At 61.5% G+C, this 18081-nt stretch carries 20 protein-coding genes; 8 read left to right on the top strand and 12 right to left on the bottom strand.

The features are described 5' to 3' along the window. Genes arsH through ACOKS3_RS17020 form a run of 4 tightly spaced genes read right to left on the bottom strand, consistent with a single transcriptional unit; the run spans position 1 to position 2865 of the window. A complete protein-coding gene (gene arsH / locus ACOKS3_RS17005) occupies positions 1–702 on the bottom strand; it encodes an arsenical resistance protein ArsH (RefSeq protein ID WP_103447832.1) in 702 nt (233 codons plus the stop codon). Between the two features lie 12 nt (positions 703–714). Continuing rightward, positions 715–1185: an arsenate reductase ArsC gene (locus tag ACOKS3_RS17010; protein ID WP_103447833.1), complete on the bottom strand. Its 471-nt coding sequence runs from the start codon at positions 1183–1185 to the stop codon at positions 715–717. A gap of 27 nt (positions 1186–1212) precedes the next feature. Then, positions 1213–2496: an arsenic transporter gene (locus ACOKS3_RS17015; protein WP_422764089.1), complete on the bottom strand. Its 1284-nt coding sequence runs from the start codon at positions 2494–2496 to the stop codon at positions 1213–1215. Positions 2497–2517: 21 nt separating this feature from the next. Continuing rightward, positions 2518–2865 (bottom strand): metalloregulator ArsR/SmtB family transcription factor, encoded by a 348-nt coding sequence (locus tag ACOKS3_RS17020; RefSeq protein WP_103447835.1) that lies wholly within the window; start codon positions 2863–2865, stop codon positions 2518–2520. A 313-nt stretch (positions 2866–3178) separates the two neighbouring features. Here ACOKS3_RS17020 and ACOKS3_RS17025 point away from each other — a divergent pair, with 313 nt between their 5' ends. Together ACOKS3_RS17025 and ACOKS3_RS17030 are read left to right on the top strand one after the other, a co-directional pair. After that, complete coding sequence (locus ACOKS3_RS17025) at positions 3179–3757, top strand: TetR/AcrR family transcriptional regulator (protein WP_103447836.1); 579 nt, start codon at positions 3179–3181, stop codon at positions 3755–3757. Between the two features lie 53 nt (positions 3758–3810). Then, positions 3811–4287, top strand: coding sequence for a nuclear transport factor 2 family protein (locus ACOKS3_RS17030; RefSeq protein ID WP_103447837.1), 477 nt, complete (start codon positions 3811–3813; stop codon positions 4285–4287). 48 nt (positions 4288–4335) lie between these two features. Here ACOKS3_RS17030 and cynR read toward each other — a convergent pair whose 3' ends face one another. Further along, positions 4336–5226, bottom strand: a complete 891-nt coding sequence (gene cynR, locus ACOKS3_RS17035) for a transcriptional regulator CynR (protein WP_422764090.1) — start codon at positions 5224–5226, stop codon at positions 4336–4338. 110 nt (positions 5227–5336) lie between these two features. Here cynR and ACOKS3_RS17040 point away from each other — a divergent pair, with 110 nt between their 5' ends. Next, a complete protein-coding gene (locus ACOKS3_RS17040) occupies positions 5337–5996 on the top strand; it encodes a carbonic anhydrase (protein ID WP_422764091.1) in 660 nt (219 codons plus the stop codon). 40 nt (positions 5997–6036) lie between these two features. After that, positions 6037–6507, top strand: a complete 471-nt coding sequence (gene cynS / locus ACOKS3_RS17045) for a cyanase (RefSeq protein ID WP_103447839.1) — start codon at positions 6037–6039, stop codon at positions 6505–6507. A 266-nt stretch (positions 6508–6773) separates the two neighbouring features. Here cynS and ACOKS3_RS17050 read toward each other — a convergent pair whose 3' ends face one another. Next, entirely contained in the window at positions 6774–7154 is a 381-nt protein-coding gene (locus tag ACOKS3_RS17050; protein WP_103447840.1) for a cupin domain-containing protein, read from the bottom strand. A gap of 110 nt (positions 7155–7264) precedes the next feature. On the opposite strand from ACOKS3_RS17050, the gene ACOKS3_RS17055 reads away from it, so the two are divergent. After that, complete coding sequence (locus ACOKS3_RS17055; RefSeq protein ID WP_422764092.1) at positions 7265–8119, top strand: LysR family transcriptional regulator; 855 nt, start codon at positions 7265–7267, stop codon at positions 8117–8119. A 273-nt stretch (positions 8120–8392) separates the two neighbouring features. On the opposite strand, the gene ACOKS3_RS17060 is transcribed toward ACOKS3_RS17055, so the two are convergent. From ACOKS3_RS17060 to ACOKS3_RS17080, 5 genes are all read right to left on the bottom strand, one after another. Further along, complete coding sequence (locus tag ACOKS3_RS17060; RefSeq protein WP_103447842.1) at positions 8393–8752, bottom strand: cupin domain-containing protein; 360 nt, start codon at positions 8750–8752, stop codon at positions 8393–8395. Then, entirely contained in the window at positions 8749–9342 is a 594-nt protein-coding gene (locus ACOKS3_RS17065; RefSeq protein ID WP_258035871.1) for a GNAT family N-acetyltransferase, read from the bottom strand. The genes ACOKS3_RS17060 and ACOKS3_RS17065 overlap by 4 nt, the downstream gene beginning before the upstream one ends. 199 nt (positions 9343–9541) lie before the next feature. Further along, on the bottom strand, positions 9542–10357 hold the full coding sequence (locus ACOKS3_RS17070) for a sugar phosphate isomerase/epimerase family protein (RefSeq protein ID WP_422764093.1): 816 nt from the start codon (positions 10355–10357) through the stop codon (positions 9542–9544). 23 nt (positions 10358–10380) lie between these two features. After that, positions 10381–11433 carry a Gfo/Idh/MocA family protein gene (locus ACOKS3_RS17075; RefSeq protein WP_422764094.1) on the bottom strand — a complete coding sequence of 351 codons (1053 nt, stop codon included), beginning with the start codon at positions 11431–11433 and terminating at the stop codon, positions 10381–10383. Positions 11434–11572: 139 nt separating this feature from the next. Further along, on the bottom strand, positions 11573–12349 hold the full coding sequence (locus tag ACOKS3_RS17080) for an IclR family transcriptional regulator (RefSeq protein ID WP_103447846.1): 777 nt from the start codon (positions 12347–12349) through the stop codon (positions 11573–11575). A gap of 185 nt (positions 12350–12534) precedes the next feature. Here ACOKS3_RS17080 and ACOKS3_RS17085 point away from each other — a divergent pair, with 185 nt between their 5' ends. From ACOKS3_RS17085 to ACOKS3_RS17095, 3 genes are all read left to right on the top strand, one after another. Beyond that, positions 12535–14247, top strand: a complete 1713-nt coding sequence (locus tag ACOKS3_RS17085) for an FAD-dependent oxidoreductase (RefSeq protein WP_103447847.1) — start codon at positions 12535–12537, stop codon at positions 14245–14247. 97 nt (positions 14248–14344) lie between these two features. After that, positions 14345–14731 (top strand): YidH family protein, encoded by a 387-nt coding sequence (locus ACOKS3_RS17090; protein WP_219811526.1) that lies wholly within the window; start codon positions 14345–14347, stop codon positions 14729–14731. Then, the gene (locus tag ACOKS3_RS17095) at positions 14724–15059 is read left to right on the top strand and encodes a DUF202 domain-containing protein (protein ID WP_103447848.1); all 336 of its coding nucleotides are present in this window, start codon (positions 14724–14726) and stop codon (positions 15057–15059) included. The genes ACOKS3_RS17090 and ACOKS3_RS17095 overlap by 8 nt, the downstream gene beginning before the upstream one ends. Before the next feature lie 103 nt (positions 15060–15162). Here the strand turns inward: ACOKS3_RS17095 and ACOKS3_RS17100 are convergent, their stop codons facing one another. Next, a complete protein-coding gene (locus ACOKS3_RS17100; RefSeq protein WP_422764095.1) occupies positions 15163–18042 on the bottom strand; it encodes an HD domain-containing phosphohydrolase in 2880 nt (959 codons plus the stop codon). Positions 18043–18081: the final 39 nt, after the last annotated feature.

Genomic DNA, 18081 nt, shown 5'->3' on the forward strand with positions numbered 1-18081 from the left:
TCAGATCGAGCGTTGGTTCACGCGGGCGGAAAGCTGCTCGGCGCTTTCCTTGCGCTCCGAATAGCGATCCACCAGGAACTCCTGGCGGTCGCGCAGCAGGACGGTGAATTTCACCAGTTCCTCCATCACATCCACCAGGCGGTCGTAGTATGGCGATGGCTTCATCCGCCCAGCGTCGTCGAACTCCAGGTAGGCCTTGGGTACCGAGGACTGGTTCGGGATGGTGAACATCCGCATCCAACGGCCAAGCACCCGCAGTTGGTTGACCACGTTGAACGACTGCGAGCCGCCACACACCTGCATGACCGCCAGGGTCTTGCCTTGGGTAGGGCGAACCGCACCCAGCGCCAGGGGGACCCAGTCGATTTGCGCCTTGAACACTGCGGACATCGCACCATGGCGCTCTGGTGAACACCACACCTGGCCTTCCGACCACTGCACCAGATCACGCAGTTCCTGCACCTTGGGGTGCTCGACAGGTACATCGTCAGGCAGCGGCAGGCCCGACGGATTGAACACCCGCGTCTCGGCCCCGAAGTGCTCAAGCAGGCGTGCGGCTTCTTCCACCAGCAAGCGACTGAAGGAGCGTTCGCGGGTCGATCCATACAGCAGCAGGATGCGCGGTTTGTGCTCGCTGGAACGGGTTGCCGCTGGCGGCACATCGAACAGCGCGAGGTCGAGATTAGGCAGTTGCTCGGACATGTTTCCTCCTGCTCAAAGCGTACCGATGCGATCCAGCTCATGCTTGAGCTGTTCACGGTCGAGGTGATCGAAAGGCAGTGCGAAGAAGGCCTGGCAGCGTGACTCGATGCGGGCCAGCGTGGCGCCGAACGCAGCGTCGACCGACGCCTCGTCACCCACGACATCGGACGGATCCTCAAGCCCCCAGTGCGACTTCAGTGCAGGGCCGAAATACACCGGGCAAGCTTCGCCGGCAGCCTTGTCGCACACGGTAATGACGATGTCAGGAGGGCAAGCCTCGAACGCGTCATTGCCCTTGCTGCTCAGCCCATCGGTCGAGATGCCGGCATGCTGCAAGGTGGTCAGGCTGCGAGGCAACACTTGGCCCTTCGGAAAACTGCCGGAACTGACGGCTTCAAATCCGTGAGGTGCCAGGTGATTGAACATGGCCTCGGAAAGGATGCTGCGGCAGCTGTTGGCCGTGCACATGAACAGGACTCGCATGGGGGCTCCTCCGCTTCGTGGCGGATGTCAGAGGCTCAGGCGCAATGCCAGGGCCGAAAGGGTGATCAACAGAACCGGCAGCGTCAGCAGGATGCCGACCTTGAAGTAGTAACCCCAGGTGATGCGCATGCCTTTGCGCTCCAGCACGTGCAGCCAGAGCAGCGTGGCGAGGCTGCCGATGGGGGTGATTTTCGGGCCGAGGTCGCAGCCGATGACGTTGGCGTAGATCATCGCCTCACGCACCAGCCCTTGCGCCTCGCTGGCCTGGATCGACAAGGCGCCGACCAGCACGCTGGGCATGTTGTTCATGACCGAGGACAGCAATGCAGCAATCAACCCGGTGCCGATGGCGGCACTCCACAGCCCTTGCTGCGCAAGCCGATCCAGCAGGTGGGTGAGCATATCGGTGAGGCCGGCATTCTTCAGGCCGTAGACCACCAGGTACATGCCAAGGGAGAAGATCACCACCTGCCAGGGCGCTTCGCGCAGTATCCGGCGGGTCGAAATGCGATGCCCACGAGCGGCGACGGCAAAGAGGACCGCCGCACAAGCCGCGGCTACCGCGCTGATCGGGATACCCAGGGGTTCCAGGGCGAACAGGCCGATCAGCAACACCAGCAACACCCAGCCTCCGACGTTGAAAGTCGCGCGGTCATGAATCGCCTCGCTCGGCGTCTTCAAGGCCGCGACCGTGTACTGCTTCGGTATGTCACTGCGAAAATACACGAACAGCACCAGCAAGGTTGCGGCCACGCTGACGAGGTTCACCGGCACCATCACCGAGGCGTATTCGCTGAAACCCAGCTTGAAGTAGTCAGCCGAGACGATGTTCACCAGGTTCGAGACCACCAGCGGCAGGCTCGCCGTATCGGCGATGAAGCCTGCGGCCATGACGAAGGCCAGCGTCGCAGCAGGTGAGAAACGCAGCGCGAGCAGCATCGACATGACGATAGGCGTGAGGATCAGCGCCGCACCATCGTTGGCGAACAGTGCCGAGACTGCGGCACCGAGCAGTACGCAGAAGGCGAACAGGCGATAGCCGCTGCCGTTCGCCCAGCGCGCCACGTGCAAGGCCGCCCACTCGAAGAAACCGGCCTCGTCCAGCAGCAGGCTGATGATGATGACGGCGATGAAGGTAGCGGTGGCATTCCAGACTATGGCCCACACAGTCGGGATGTCGTGCAGGGAAACGGCACCCGCCGCCAGGGCGATGAGGGCTCCGAGAGCGGCGCTCCAGCCGACTCCAAGCCCTTTGGGCTGCCAGATGACCAGGATGAGGGTGAAAACAAAGACGGCAATGGCGACCAGCATGAATATCTCGCTCGGTGATGATCAGCAGCAGGCAGCGTCACGAACGGGGCGGCCGTCCATGTTCTGCAGGCGAAGGGTGTTGTCGGCCAGCCATTGCGCGTTGGCCTGCAGGGTGGTCTGCAGCATCTCGTGCACCCAGGCGGGCAGTTCGGGGTTGAGGCGGTAATACACCCACTGACCCTGGCGGCGATCCAGCAACAGGCCACTGCTGCGCAGCTGTGCCAGGTGACGGCTGATCTTCGGCTGACTGTCGTTCAGCGCGCACATCAGCTCGCAGACGCAGAGTTCGCCAAGGCTGGCGATTAGCAGAGTGGCGCGAGCGCGGGTCTCGTCGGCCAGGTTCTTGAAGACTTCGGGTGGAGTGAACATGGCTTCACCTTACATATGGAAAACCAAATATATGGATTTCCGTATGTGATACGCAAGCCCTGTTGAACTTGAGCTACCGCTTCAGGCCGATAGCTACCTGTCGCGAAGGGCAGCTTTGGGTCGAAAGCGGTCATTCGCGACCGGCAGTTATCGACCGTTCTCTGCCACCGACCAAAAGCGGCCTGCAAGCTAACCACGACTCCTGTGGGAGCGGCGGTGCGGCGCTCCTACAAAAATCGCGATGAATTCCAACGGAGCAACAAAAGTTCAAAGGCTGCTTGACCAGGGAGAACGATCGTTCTACCCTAGCTACATGAACAAGCCAATGACCGATACACGCGAAAAAATTCTGGCCACTGCCGAGAAGCTGATTTACGAAAACGGGATTCACGCCACCGGCATGGACCTATTGGTAAAGACTTCGGGCGTAGCACGGAAAAGTATTTATCGCTATTTTGCGACCAAAGACGATGTCGCGGCAGCGGCATTAAATGCACGCGATATACGTTGGATGCAGTGGTTCAGGGATGAATGCGAAAAAGCACGAACGCCGCAAGAACGCATTCTTGGCATTTTTGATGTGCTCAAAAGTTGGTTCGAATCTGACGGTTTTCGCGGCTGTGCGTTCATCAACACAGCCGGCGAGGTTGGCGACGCAGACGACCCGGTTCGACTGATCGCAAAGCTGCATAAACAAAAGCTTCTGGACTACACGCTAGAGCTGACCAACACGCTAGATGTCGAAGATCCGGTCGTGTTGGCCAAGCAACTCTTCGTGCTGATAGAAGGCACAATAACTGTCGCCCGCGTGATGGGAGACTTCACAGCACTGGAAAGTGCAAGGCAAGTCGCCAAGCTACTTCTCAAAGAAGTACAGCGCGTAAGCACCTGAACTCCAGGTAATACCCACTCAACTGAAATATCCAAAACATTGGAGGCACCCCCATGTCCAACGAACAAGCTCGTCCGCCACTTCCTCCATTTACTCGCGAATCGGCAATTGAAAAGGTTCGGCTCGCAGAAGACGGTTGGAATACTCGCAACCCTGAGAAAATTGCACTTGCCTATACGTTGGACACCAAGTGGCGCAACCGAGCCGAATTTGCCAACAATCGCGAAGAAGCGCAGGGCTTCCTCACTCGCAAGTGGAAAAAAGAGCTGGACTACCGCCTGATCAAAGAGCTCTGGGCCTACACCGACAACCGCATCGCCGTCCGTTACGCCTACGAGTGGCACGACGATTCGGGCAACTGGTTCCGCTCCTACGGCAATGAAAACTGGGAGTTTGAAGCCGACGGCTTGATGCACCGCCGCTTCGCCTGCATCAACGATATGCCCATCCAGGAAAGCGAGCGTAAGTTCCACTGGCCACTGGGTCGCCGCCCGGATGATCACCCAGGCCTGAGTGAGCTGGGCCTGTAAGTCATCCCTGACCTGATCCTTCTCCGTTGAAGGATCAGGTTTTTTGTTTTAGGAGACATTCAGCTCGCTGGCTACTTCTTTAGCCAGCTCAATGAAAGCTCGCACCGCCGCGCTCAGAAATGCTTCTTTTCGGCGCATAAGCACGGCTTTTCGCTGCAGGCGTTCCGGCTCAAGGGTGATGGCCACCAGGTCGTCATGGGCCAGCGCAATCTTCGCAGGCAATAAAGTGGAGAGCTTCGTCCGGCGAACGATCTCAATCACTGCGCCTAGGGCATTGGCCTCCATCTGAACCTTAGGGCGAATCTCATATTTGCGGCAGTAGCGGTCGATTTGTTCGCGCGTGGCAAACTCTGTGCTGAGCAGAACCAAAGACTCAGTACTCAGGCCGTGTGAAGTAATGGAGCGCTCCCCGGCCAGGGGGTGCCTGCGGCTCACAACCAAAGCGAGCGTTTCGTTCAGTAATGGGATGGCTTCGATATCCGGTGTATTTATTTCATCGAATGCAATCCCTACGTCCAACTCCCCCGCCAACAGCAGTTCCTCGATGCGCTCCTGGGAGAGCTCTTTCAGGTTGACGGTGATTTTAGGGTGCCTTGAGTGAAACGCCTCGATCAGTGGCCCTACCAGATAGGTAGTGAACGTTGGCGTCACGGCAATACGCAATGAGCCACGGCTGAGGTCGCTGACGTCATGTATGGCGCTTTTGGCTTCCTGCAATTCCTGATGCGCCCGGCGTGCATAAAGCAGATACACCTCCCCCGCGTCAGTTAAACGCGTTGTGCGGCCAGAACGGTCGAACAACTGCGCTCCAAGGCTCTCTTCCAACTGCCTTACTTGCTGCGAAAGCGCCGGCTGGGATACATGCAGCGCCGCTGCAGCCTTCGTGAAACTCAGATGTTCAGCCACTGCGAGGAAGTATTGGATGTGCCGAGCGAGCATGCCTAAACCCATAAGATAATCTGATCCATACCATAATAAATCAGACTTTTACCTTATGTCATGCACTGCTTAATCTTTGTCTCACACCCAGCGACATTGAGACAGCCACCATGAAAGCGATCATCGACGGATTTCTGAAGTTTCAAAAAAACGCCCTTCCTGAACGCGTCAAACTGTTCAAGGACTTGGCCAACCAGCAGGCCCCAAAGGCGCTGTTCATCTCCTGCTCCGACAGCCGACTGGTGCCTGAACTGGTGACCCAACGTGAGCCTGGCGATCTGTTTGTAATCCGCAACGCCGGCAATATCGTGCCGTCTTATGGGCCAGAGCCGGGTGGTGTTTCGGCCTCTGTCGAATACGCGGTCGCCGGGCTCAACGTTGCAGACATCGTCATATGCGGCCACTCCGACTGTGGCGCGATGACCGCCATTGCCACCTGCAAGTGCCTGGATCACATGCCTGCCGTGGCCGGCTGGTTGCGCTACGCCGACTCGGCCAAGGTGGTCAACGAGGCCCGCCAGCACGCGGACACACCCAGCAAAGTCACCTCCATGGTGCGTGAAAACGTCATCGCGCAACTGGCCAACATCCAGACCCACCCCTCCGTTCGCCTGGCGCTCGAAGAGGGCCGCGTGACCCTGCATGGCTGGATCTACGACATCGAGACCGGCCGTATCGACGCCTTTGATGGCAGCACCGGCGTTTTCGTGTCCCTCGCTGAAAACCCAGAAGTCCACGCCGTTTCCCAACAAGCCAGGCACGTTGCCTGAAACCTGTACCTGCACCTTTTTCTTACCCAGGAGATTCACCATGATCCAGACTCAAGCTACCCGCAGCGCTCGCCAGGAACTGACCGAAATCATCATCCAGGCCAAAGCCCGCAAGGACCTGTCCTTCGCCGAGATCGTTGACGGCACCGGCTTGTCCGAAGCCTTCGTCACGGCAGCCCTGCTCGGCCAGCATCCGCTGCCTGAAAGCGCCGCGAAGGTGGTAGGCGAGAAACTCGACCTCGATGCCGACCAAGTTGCGCTGCTGCAGTCGATGCCAATTCGCGGCAGCTTCTTCGACGGCGTGCCGACCGACCCCACAATCTACCGTTTCTACGAAATGATGTCGGTGTATGGCACCACGCTCAAAGCGCTGGTTCACGAGAAGTTCGGCGACGGCATCATCAGTGCCATCAACTTCAAGCTGGACATCAAGAAGGTCGAAGATCCGGACGGTGGCCACCGTGCTGTGATCACCCTGGACGGCAAGTACCTGCCTACCAAGCCCTTCTGATGTAGCTAAGCCCGGCGTCCGACGAGGCCGGGCTCCCTCCCGACATTCATGACGACAGAGCGCTGCTTGGGTGCTCTGGCTTCTTACGCGGCCATTTGCCGAGGCCTAGGAACGGTCATAGTCGCCATGCGCGTTCACCGAAGATCTCTTACGCGGGTAGGCAGCCAGAAGTCGAAATGGTTACCCCCAGCATGATTGAATGCGCCCAGCTAAGATCTGACCATGCATCTTAACCTCGACCGCGAAAACGTGGCCGCTGTATTGGATCAGGTTGGATACAACTGATCATCTATCGAGACTGTAAGTGGCGAATTTACTCCGCCGGTATGGAGTGTGGTATCAGTTTCAATAATCATCACCGCACATTCATCCTCGGCGATCGGCTTGTGTCGCATCTGCTTGGGAATTACGCAAAACTCTCCTGCATTCAAGACAATGGTGCGATCTTCGAGCTGAATACGAAGCGTGCCATAGATCACTGAAAACATCTCGTCCTCATGTTCGTGAGCATGCCAGACGAATTCTCCCTTCAGTTTTGCAATTTTGACGAATTGATTATTGACGCGACCAAGGACTCGCGGCTTCCAGTATTCTCTGAGCGCATCCAGTTCACTTCGTAGGTTAATGCTATCTAAAGTTTTTATCATACTCTTGCTTCTGCCTGTTAGTCAGTCCGAGCCCTGCAATCTAAAGAAAACCGTGAATTCTGAGTAGCGACGAAATACAATACCGGCATTAACGTTGCTAATGGCATGATATGAATAAAGCTCACAACCTCGATCTGGCGCTGCTCAGAGCCTTTGTCGAGGTGGCAGATACGGGAAGCATGAGCGTTGCGTCAGTCAATCTACATCTGACTCAAGGAGCTGTGAGCCAGCGAATCAAGCGCCTGGAGGCATTCCTCGGCTGTCAGTTATTACTGCGTGACACACAGGGCAGTCGTTTGACCTCAATAGGAATATCGTTGCTGCCAGATGCCCGTCGCCTTCTGCGGATACATGACGCTTTCTGTACATCTATTGGCGGTAGGGAAACAGCCGCCTCGGTGCGCCTAGGGCTCCCTTTCGATATGGCCGGAGCCCCGCTTGCCCCCTTACTTAAAGCTTTTAGTACTGTCTTTCCGAGGGTAGGGGTAAAGATTTTCAGCGCTTCCTCGACGGATCTCGACCAGGCGTTCAGCAATGGAAAACTCGATCTGGTACTCAGTCAGGGCCCGGTCGACGTCGAATTGGGCGAAAGGCTGGCTGTGGATCAATTGGTATGGTTGGGCAGCGAGGCGACAGCAGCACAGCGGCCGTTGGCGCTGTGCTTCCTGACCGCGAATTGCGCCTTTCGTGATACCGTTTTTCAGCGTCTCGGCGAAGAAGGTATCGTCGGAAAGATGGTGTTCGAAAATACATCAGCCGATACTACATTGACCATGGTTCGCAATGGGCTTGCAGTAACACCTTGGCTGCGGAGTCTCGCGCCTGAAGATATCATCCTGTCACTAGCAGATTGTGGGCTACCGACACTGCCCGAGTTCGCGGTGCGACTCCAGTCGGTGGATCATGCCAGTCGTCCTATTTGTGGTCTTGCGGACCTAATCAGGGATCATTTCAAGCACCCATAGCGGCCATTCAACTGCTGCGTGGTACTGCCAGCTGTTTTTTATTCTCTTGCCCTTGCCGTTCCTTGGTGGAATGCCATCTGCCAATCTTCTCCCGCCTTGCGCCATATTGCGCTTCTCAAAGATCCACTGCTGCCGCTCGGACTAAGGGCAGCGCATCGATAGTTGGTCAGCACCACTCTTTGCGAAGCAGGCGCCACGAAACATTCGAACGCCGCCAGCGGGTTAGCATGCGAACTGTCCTTGCGTCGCGCTCGACGAAACGCGACCTCGTCTCTAGCTCGCGGGCAAGAGGATCACGAAGTTCTTTTTCATGTCTTCCAGCACGGTCCACTTGCCTTTGGCGCCCGGTTCGATAATGAACGTGTCGCCAGCGGCCAGTGTGACGGGGGCACAACCCTCAAGCTCGATGACGCAGCATCCACTCAGAACATGGCAGAACTCCCAGACTTTGTAATCGATGCGCCACGCTCCGATGCTGGCTTCCCATTCTCCGGAAATCCGACCTTGCTGTTCATCGTGATAGTACTTGGACGTCAGCGTATGAGGGGTGCCTTCCACGACCTCTTCAAAAAAGGGCAGGTCGCGTACCGGTTGGATATCCAGTTCGCGGAACACGGTCAGCTTCTTGTTCATGGTTTTTTCTCGAGTACGTTGTGGCTAGGGCGATACATCAAATAGGCTTCACCGGTTACGCCCAGCATTGGGTGCGCAACGATCTGGCAGGTTTTCACAATCTGAAAACCATGACGTTCGTAGAAGCGGCGTGCGCCGTGGTTTTCGGCATAATCGATCAGGCATAGCCCATCCAGGCCAGCGTCCTCGGCGCGCTGTTGGGCGTGGCGAAGAAACTGCCCCCCCAGCCCCTGGCTGCGCCAAGCCTCATCCAGAGCCAGGCTGGATATGTATAAGGTATCGGGTATTTCCATGTCGGAATAAGGCGCGAGGACCGGGTCTGTCTCGATGGGCCTGTCAAGGGTCTCGCGCAAGGCATAGCTATGCATCATGCCGATGACGCGCCCTTCGAAAGTGGCCATCAGGCAGTTCTTGTAGGAAAAGTCGCCCTGCTCCCTGGCATAGCGAGACGCACCGACACTCAGCAATGTTTCGCCAGGTGCGGCAAGCTTGCTCCAGATGTAATCGGCCATGCCCTCCGATGTCAGTTGAAAGAATCGCGCAATATCATGCGCGTCCGACGCTTGAGCGGGTCTGAAGTCGATAGGCATGTACAGTGCTTCCATGGGATCGGGTGGTGGGTGTTCGAGGATTAGGCCTTTGACAGGGTGGCAGGGTAGCCGGGTTGAATGGTTGCCATCATGCTCTGGGCGACACCATCAGCACGGGGTGCGACGTTGCCTTGTGCTCGAGACAGCCCTGTGAGAGGCCGGCTTGCCGGCTCTCACAGGCGTAACCCGTGCCATGGGCTCAGACTCTGGCGAGTACGGCCTTGGCCTTCTCCAGCGCCATGCGAGCCCGCAGTTCTGCGCTGATGCCCTGTTCCATCAGCTGCCGAGTGGGGATCTCCAGGCTCAATGGCACGGTCGCCGGCAAGCCACGCAGCAGGCCCACCAGATCAGCATCGCCCTCCCCCGGGAATCGCCGTTCATTGCGCGCCTGGCGCAGGATTTCGTCCATGTCGGCGGGCACCGGGCCTGCGACGTCGCACAGCTGGGCGTAGCGCATGCACTGCGCCGGCAACTGCGCCAGGTCATCCAGCGAGGAGCGCGAGCGGTTGAAGTGGAAGGCATCGACCAGCACGCAGCCATTGCCCCGGTCGGCGTTGGCCACCACGCGCATGGCCTGGCGCAGGTCACGCACGTCGGTCCAGGGCATGAACTCCAGGTGCGGGTAGATGCCATAGCCGGCTGCCAGGTCGCACAGCTCGGCAAAGTGCGCGGTGAGGCGCGCTTCATCCGGGTCGTTGCCAGCCACCAGCAGCTCGGTGCCGCCCAGTTCGGCACCGACCGCCAGGATCGGTTCGAAATCGGCCACGCAGGTGTCGGCCTTGAGGCGCAGGATCTCCAGGTCGAGCACCTGGATGCCGGTGTCGCGCAAGCGCGCCTGGGTCTGCCGACGCAGGTCGGCGTCCGCCACCAGCGGATAGTGCTGCTCCTGCTCGGTGGCCGGCACCAGGCGCAGGCCCACATGGCTGTAGCCAGCACGGGCGGCGGCTTCCACCATGTCTGGCGGAGACAGTTCGAGCACCGTCAGAGCGGCGAGTGAAAAAATGCGGTCGGGCATGTCATTTACCTAAGGACGAGAAGTCAGGCGATCAGTTCTGGCGCACAGGCCCGGCCCGTTTCGGCGGCCTGGCGGATCGCTTCGATCAGGGCCAGGGTGCGGCCACCGTCGGCGGCATCGATCAACGGCGCCTCCGTGCCCTGGACCACGCGGATGAAGTGCTGCAACTGCAAGGTCAGCGCCTCGCCTGCAGGGATGGCCTCCTCACTCTGCAGTAACGGCGTGTGCCAGCCGGAGCCTGCCTCGGCGTAATGCCAGCGCTTGAGCTGCGGAATGCTCAGCGCCCCCTCGGTGCCGGCCAGCAGGTAGCAGGGCTGCCCATCCTGGCGCGGGTAGATTGGGCTTTCGCCGGAATCCAGCTCCCAGCTCCACGGTGCGGCGACCGCGTCGGAACCGGTCAGGCTGCCCAGCGCACCGTTGGCGAACTGCAGCAGCACCGCCGCACTGTCTTCGTTGGCGAAGCCGCGCACGTCGTTGCGGGTGAAGGCCTGCACCTGCACCACCTCGCCACACAGGTGGCGCAGCAGGTCGAGGTCGTGGATCAGGTTGGTGAGCAGAAAGCCCGCCCCCGGCTCGCGGCGCCAAGGCGTCTCGAAGTAGCTGTCGGGCTTTTGCAGCTGCCACAGTGCAGTGACATTGATCAGCCGGCCCAGCTTGCCTTGGCTGATGACCTGATGGGCCTTGGCGATCAGCGGGTTGTGCCGGCGATGATGGCCGACCAGCACCGGTACGCCACGGCGGCGTGAGGCCTCGACCAGTGCACGCACTTCATCCAGGTGCACGCCCACCGGCTTTTCAACCAGCACCGGCACACCGGCCTCGACGCAATCCAGGGCGGTGGCCACGTGCAGGTTGTTGGGGTTGGCGACGATCACTGCATCGGGCCGGGTCTGTTCGAGCATCTGCCGGTGATCGGCGTAGCAGGCAACCCCGCATTCGGCGGCAAACGCTTCGGCCTGTGGGCCGGGGTCTGCCACAGCGCACAGCTGGGCTTGGGGCAGCCGGCGCAGGTGCTGGTGATGCTGGCGGCCCATGATGCCGGCACCGATCAGGGCGATTCGTAGGGGTGAGTTCAACGCACTGTCCTCTTGTCGTTATCGTGGTACCGATTATGAAACCGTGTCCCACAATCGACACTGCACAATGTAGAACCAAGTTCAGCTTTTCAGAACGCCCTACCCCACAGACTGTGCGATTACCGACCAGAAATGCCCATCATGCGAACAATTCGCTGGCCCGGCTGGCGGCCGACAGCTCTTCTGCCGCCGCCAGCAGCAGCGGCGCCAGCTCGGCCAGGCGGGAGTGCGCCAGGCGGGCGCTGGGCCCGGCAACGCTGAGCACGCCGATCACCTCGTCGCTCTGCGGGCGCCGCACCACGGCGGCCAGGGCTGACGTGCCGATGGCCGACGTCTGCTCGACCCAGGCATAGCCGCGCTCACGGGCGCGGTGCAGGTAGGCCAGCAGCTCATCGGTCGAACGGGGCGCATTGGGGCCGAACTGGGCCGGGTCGGCAATGCCCTGGCGCAACACCATCTGCAGTGCTTCGTCGTCGCTCAGGCTGGCCAGCCAGGCATGCCCAGAGGCGGTGTAGAACAACGGTGCGTCACGCCCCATGTCCGGGTCATAGCGCAACCCGGAACGGGCGCCCTGGGACTTGGCGATCCAGGTCTGGCGGTGGCCTTCGATCACGCCGAGCCGCACCAGCTCCCCGCTGTCCTGAGCCAGGCGGTCGAGGATCGGCTGGATGATGTCGGCACCGCTGCTGGACAGGTAACGAAAGCCCATCGCCACCAGCTTGGCCGACAGCTGATAACGGCTGTTGTCGCGGTTCTGTCGCACGTAACCCAGACGCACCAGTTCGGTGAGCATGCGATGGGCGGCGCTCTTGGGAATGTCCAGGCGCTCGGCCAGGGTTTGCAGCGGCAAGCCGTGCGGCTCGCCGGTGAGGCTTTCTACAAGACTGAAGGCGCGTTCGATCTGACTACCAGCCATGACACGTATCCCTGAAAATTTGCCGAATTCTAGAAGATGATTCCATGCCGTCGATAGCAACCGCAGCCTGCTGGCATTGAAGTGTCCGGTTATCGCCCGGAAATTAGCCGTCGGCCTTGCAGTGCCATCCGCTAGAAATGAATATTATGGAATCATGTTCCAATAATAATGCAGGAGAAACCGCAATGCCCGCCGAACCCTTCCCAAGCGACTGCGACGTACTGGTCATCGGCTCCGGCGCAGCCGGCCTGGCAGCGGCGGTCACGGCTGCCTGGCACGGGCAGAAGGTCATCCTGGTCGAGAAAGACCCGGTACTTGGCGGCGCCACCGCCTGGTCCGGCGGCTGGGCCTGGGTGCCACGCAATCCGCTGGCACGGCGCGCCGGTATCGTCGAGGACATCGACCAGCCGCGCACCTACCTGCGCAACGAACTGGGCAGCCATTACAACGCCGAGCGTGTCGATGCCTTCCTTGAAGCCTGCCCGCACATGGTCGCCTTTTTCGAGCAGCACACGGCCCTGCAATTCGCCGACGGCAACGCCATCCCCGACATGCACGGCGACACGCCCGGCGCCGCCCTCGGTGGCCACCAGGTGATTGCCGCGCCCTACGATGCCCGCCAGCTCGGCGCACTGCTGCCGCGCCTGCGCAAGACGATGCGCGAGACCTCGTTCATCGGCATGCCGATCATGGCCGGTGCCGACCTGGCCGCCTTCCTCAACATGACCCGCTCGCCGCGCGCCTTGCTGCACGTGTGCAAACGCTTCACACGCCACCTCTACCACCTGGCCCGCCATGGCCGGGCGATGCACCTGGTCAATGGGGTGGCGCTGGTGGCACGGCTGGCGAAGTCGGCGGATGACCTGGGCGTGCAGATGATCGAGTCGACCGCGGCCAAGGGCCTGCTGGTGGAAGACGGCAAGGTGCTGGGGGCTATGGTGGCAACCGCGCAAGGCGAACGGGCGATTCGCGCCAAGGCCGTGGTGCTGGCCGCAGGCGGCTTCCCCAATGACCCAGCACGGCGCCAGCAACTGTTCCCGCGCGATGCCAGCGGCCACGACAACCTCGCCCTGCCCCCGCCATCCTGCTCCGGGGACGGCCTGCGCCTGGGCGAATCAGCCGGAGGCGTGGTGGCCGCTGACCTGCAGTCGCCGGTGGCCTGGGCGCCAGTGTCCAAGGTGCCGCACCGCGACGGCAGCGTCGGCCACTTCCCGCACATCATCGAGCGCGGCAAGCCGGGCATCATCGGCGTGCTTGCCAACGGCAAGCGCTTCGTCAATGAGGCGCACGGCTATTACGACTATGTGTCCGCCATGGTCGCCGCCGTGCCGCAGGGCGAGGAAGTCTGTTCCTGGCTGATCTGCGACCACCGCTTCCTGCGCCGCTTCGGCCTTGGCCATGCGCGTCCGGCGCCCCTGCCGGTAGGACCACACCTGCGCAGCGGCTACCTGAAACGCGGCGCCACCTTGGAACAACTGGCCCAGGCTTGCGGCATCGACCCCGCCGGCCTGAGCGCCACGGTCGCTGAATTCAACCAGCATGCACGCCAAGGCCAGGACCCGGCCTTCGGCCGTGGCTCGACACCATTCAACCGCAAGCAGGGCGACCCGCTGCACAAGGGGCCGAACCCCTGCGTGGCGCCCATCGAGCAAGGGCCGTTCTATGCGGTGAAGGTACAGCCCGGCTGCTTCGGCACCTTCGCCGGCCTGCGCACCGACGGCCACGCCCGCGTGCTGAACGACGAAGGCCAGCCGATCAGCGGCCTGTACGCGGCCGGCACCGACATGGCCAGCGTGTTCGGCGGCTGGTACCCGTCCGGCGGCATCAACCTTGGGCCAGCGCTGACCTTTGGCTATGTCGCCGGGCGGCATATCAGCGGCGTAACCGAGTACGAATAGCGCCAGCGGCTGGCGAACCATGGACATTGCCAGGGTTTGCCACTCAAACTGAGGCTGACACGTGCCCACCGACCTTATCCGAGGAGGACGACTGCCCTTGAACAAGAACACCGAGCCCTCACGCGGCTGGCTGGCCAGCAAACTCCTCGCCGACGGCCAGGAACCGGACCCGCGCTTCACCCTGGCCAACGAACGCACCTTCCTGGCCTGGATCAGGACCGCGCTGGCGCTGCTGGCCAGCGGCATCGCCGTGGACATGTTTACCGCCGAGATCTTCAGCCCCGGCACCCGCCGCCTGCTGGCGGTGGCGTTGATCAGCCTGGCCCTGCTGCTGAGCCTGCCGGCCTTCGTGCGCTGGCTCAATGTGGAACGGGCCATGCGCCAGAAGCGCCCGCTGCCGTTCCCGCTGATAGCCCCGGCGCTGTCGATTGGCGTGTCGCTGGTGATGGTGTTCTTTGCCTATGCAGTGTTCTTCCATGCCTGACCCGCAACTGGCCCACGCCGATGACGGCTTGCAGCCGGAGCGCACCTTGCTGGCATGGCGGCGGACCATCCTGGCGCTGGTCGTCTGCTGTTGCATGTACTTGCGCTGGGTGCCCCATCACCATTGGTTTGCGGCGCTACCCGCGGCACTTTGCCTGCTGCTGGCCGGCGCCACCTGGCTGCGCCTGAGGCGGCGTTATCACCACCTGGTGCGCGGCCTGCACGACGAGGGCGTGGTGTCCGGTGTCACCGAACACCTGCTGCTTGCCCTTGGCGTCACCATGTTATGTGCAATCGAACTGGCGGCCATCGTGCTGTATGCGGCCTGAACCCAGCCAGGGGCGGCTCACGCGGGCAAGCGCACTGGGGGCGGGAGCAGATGGTGGCGTTCGTACAAGGCATCGTGTGTACGGGCAAGGTCCGGAAAGTGCGCTAGGTCCGCTCGGGCTGCTCCTCCAGCTGGGCCAGCCAATACGCCACATCCACCTCATCGATCTGCTCGCTGCGCAGGAAGCGCCGGGCGTACTCCAGGTACACCCCGCTGCTGAGGAACAACCGCAGCAGATGCCCGTCGATGTGCTGGTCGCGGGCCATGAACACCAGGATCTTCACCGACTCGGACAAGCTCTTCGCCGCCTTGTACGGACGGTCGGCGGCGGTCAGCGCCTCGAAGATATCGGCAATGGCCATCACCCGCTCGGCGATGCTCAGGTCGTCCCTGCCCAATCGCCGCGGATAGCCGCCGCCGTCCATCCGCTCGTGGTGGTTGCCGGCAATGTCCGGCACCCGCCGCATCTGACGCGGGAATGGCAGCGACCTGAGCATGATGAGGGTCTGCACGATGTGTTCGTTGATCTTGAAGCGCTCTTCGTCGTTCAACGTGCCACGGCGGATTGCCAGGTTGTACAGCTCGCCGTGGTTGCTGGCATTGGCCGGCAGGCGCATGTCGAAGCCCCAGATGTTACGCGGGTCGTCCTTGGCCACCGGCGGCTTGCGCGGGCCCCAGGGTAGCTGGTGGTCCGGGCGGTCGGCCAGCAGCGGCTCAGCCACCGGCAAGGGCGCTGGTGCCGCACCGGCATGGCGCTGCTCCTCATCGCGGGAAATGCCCAGGCGGTTGTCGAAATAGCGCAGCCAGCGGCGCTGACCGATGCGCTGCAAGCGCTGTACGTCCTCATCCTGCATGAACTCGCCGCCGATATTGGCCTTGGCGACGAAGGCGAACTCATCCTGCAGCTCGCCACGGTACTGCTCCAGCCAGCGTTGCAGCACCGATTTGTCCTGCCCCGCTGCCAGGCCCTGCCAATAGGCCAGCTCGCCATCGCGCCAGAGCACTTCGAAACGCATGCGGACTTCATGAATGCGGTTGTACAGGGTCTCCAGCTTGGTCGCCTTGTCCACCACGTATTCAGGGCTGGTGACCTTGCCACAATCGTGCAGCCAGGCGGCAATGTGGAATTCGTAGCGCTCGGCCTCGGTCATGCTGAAATCGGCATACGGGCCACTGTCGGCCTGCACGGCCTTGTCCAGCAGCATCTGCGCCAACTGCGGCACGCGCTCGCAGTGGCCCCCGGTATAAGGGCTCTTGGCATCGATGGCATCAGCCAGCAGCTTGATCATCGACTCCAGCAGGCGCTTCTGGGCTTCGACCAGCTGGCGCGTCTCGATGGCCACGGCGGCGGCACCGGACAATTCTTCGACGAAGCGGCGGAACGGCTCGCCTACTTCAGCATTCTCGCCCTTCAATGCCAGGACGAGAATGCCGAGCAGGTCGTGACCACGGTCTTTGAGCTCCACCGCAAGACTGCGCCCGCCCAGTGCCAGGCCCTGGGTAACTGCCTCAGCCAGGTCGCGATGATCGCCCTCGCCGACCGCCAGCGCCTCGGGGTAGCCATCGCCTCGGCACGCAGCAGCCAGGCGCAGGCGGGCACGGTCTTCCTCGAACAGGTATACCACGCCTGCGCTGACCCCGGCAGCCTCCACCAGATGCGTCAGCACGCCATCGAGCATGCGCTCCAGTTGAGTCTCGCGGCTGAGTATCAGGGTCATCGCCTGGAAACTGCGGATGGTGCCGGACATGCGGCTCAACACCCGGCTCAGCTCTTTCACCTCGGACACCCGCGATGCCACCCCAACTTCGCGACTGAAATCGAAGTCGGCCAGTCCACGTACCTGCTCGGCCAATTGATGCAGCGGGCGGCCGATGCGCTGGCCGAGCAACCCGCCAAGCAGAAGCAGCACGGCCATCAGCATGGCCGTCCACAGCATCTGCCTGAACAACACCTGGCCTGCGCTTGCCAGCAGCTCCTGCGCAGGCACCGCGATCAGCACTTGCAGGTCCTGCCCGGCGAGATTGGTCAGCTGCACGCGCATGCCGTACCAGGTTGCGCCATCCACCTCATAGGCCTCTGGTCGGGTGCCTTGGGGCAGATGGCTGTAGAGCTGCTGCAAGCTGGGGATACCCAGTTCAGCAACACGTGACAAACGCACCGACTCACCTTCGTGCACGATGGCCCGCTGCAGGTCCGGGTACGCCACCACATTACCCTGGTCGTCGACCACGGCGATTTCGGTGCCCGGGGTCATGCGCAGGTCGCGGGTTTCACTGGCCAGGTCGTTGACCGAGACATCCATGCCGAGCACCGCCGCGCCGTCGACGCTGCGCTGGGCCATGGTCATGCCGATCTCGCGGGTGGTGAAAAACACGTAGGGGTGAGTCAGTACGGTACCAGCTTGCACGGAGGCATCAGCGAACCAGGGCCGCGTGCGTGGATCGTAGTGATAGTCCGCCATGGCCTGGGTCTTGAGCAGGCTCAGGGCCTGGTCATAGAAACGCCATTCCCCCGACATCGCCCCACCCTCGCCCAGGCTGACGCTCTGCACCAGAAAGCGCGTGCCCGCTGGCGCAGCAAAGCGCTCCAGCAACTGCGGGTCGCGCAAGCGGCGCACTAGCAGGAACTCGCCGTTGGGGTAACCAATGTAGGCGGCGCTGAGCATCTTGTTGGCATTCAGGCTTTCGACCAGCTGTGCCAAGCGCTCCAGGCGCTGCGAGAGGTTGCTTGCGGCCGGGTTGAAGGCCAGCAGGCGGATGCTGCTCTGTGCAGGATCGACCAGGCGACGCGCCCGTTCGTCGATGGTCTTGCCGACTTGTTGCGCGGCATCGCCTGCGGCGGCCACCAGCGCCTGGCTGATACCGCGGTAGCCCTGCCAGGCCAGGCCGGCGCCGAGCAGCAGCATGCCGAGCATGATGGCCATCGCCACCAGCAGTTGCAGAGGGGCCCCGCGTCCGCCATTGCTCACGGCTGGCTGCTCCATTCCATGCACCCTCTGAGTGGGGATTTCAACAGTGTAAAC

Origin of the sequence: Pseudomonas sp. HS6-2 (genome assembly GCF_049325675.2) — a bacterium.
In the GTDB taxonomy this organism is placed as follows: Bacteria; Pseudomonadota; Gammaproteobacteria; order Pseudomonadales; family Pseudomonadaceae; genus Aquipseudomonas; species Aquipseudomonas putida_N.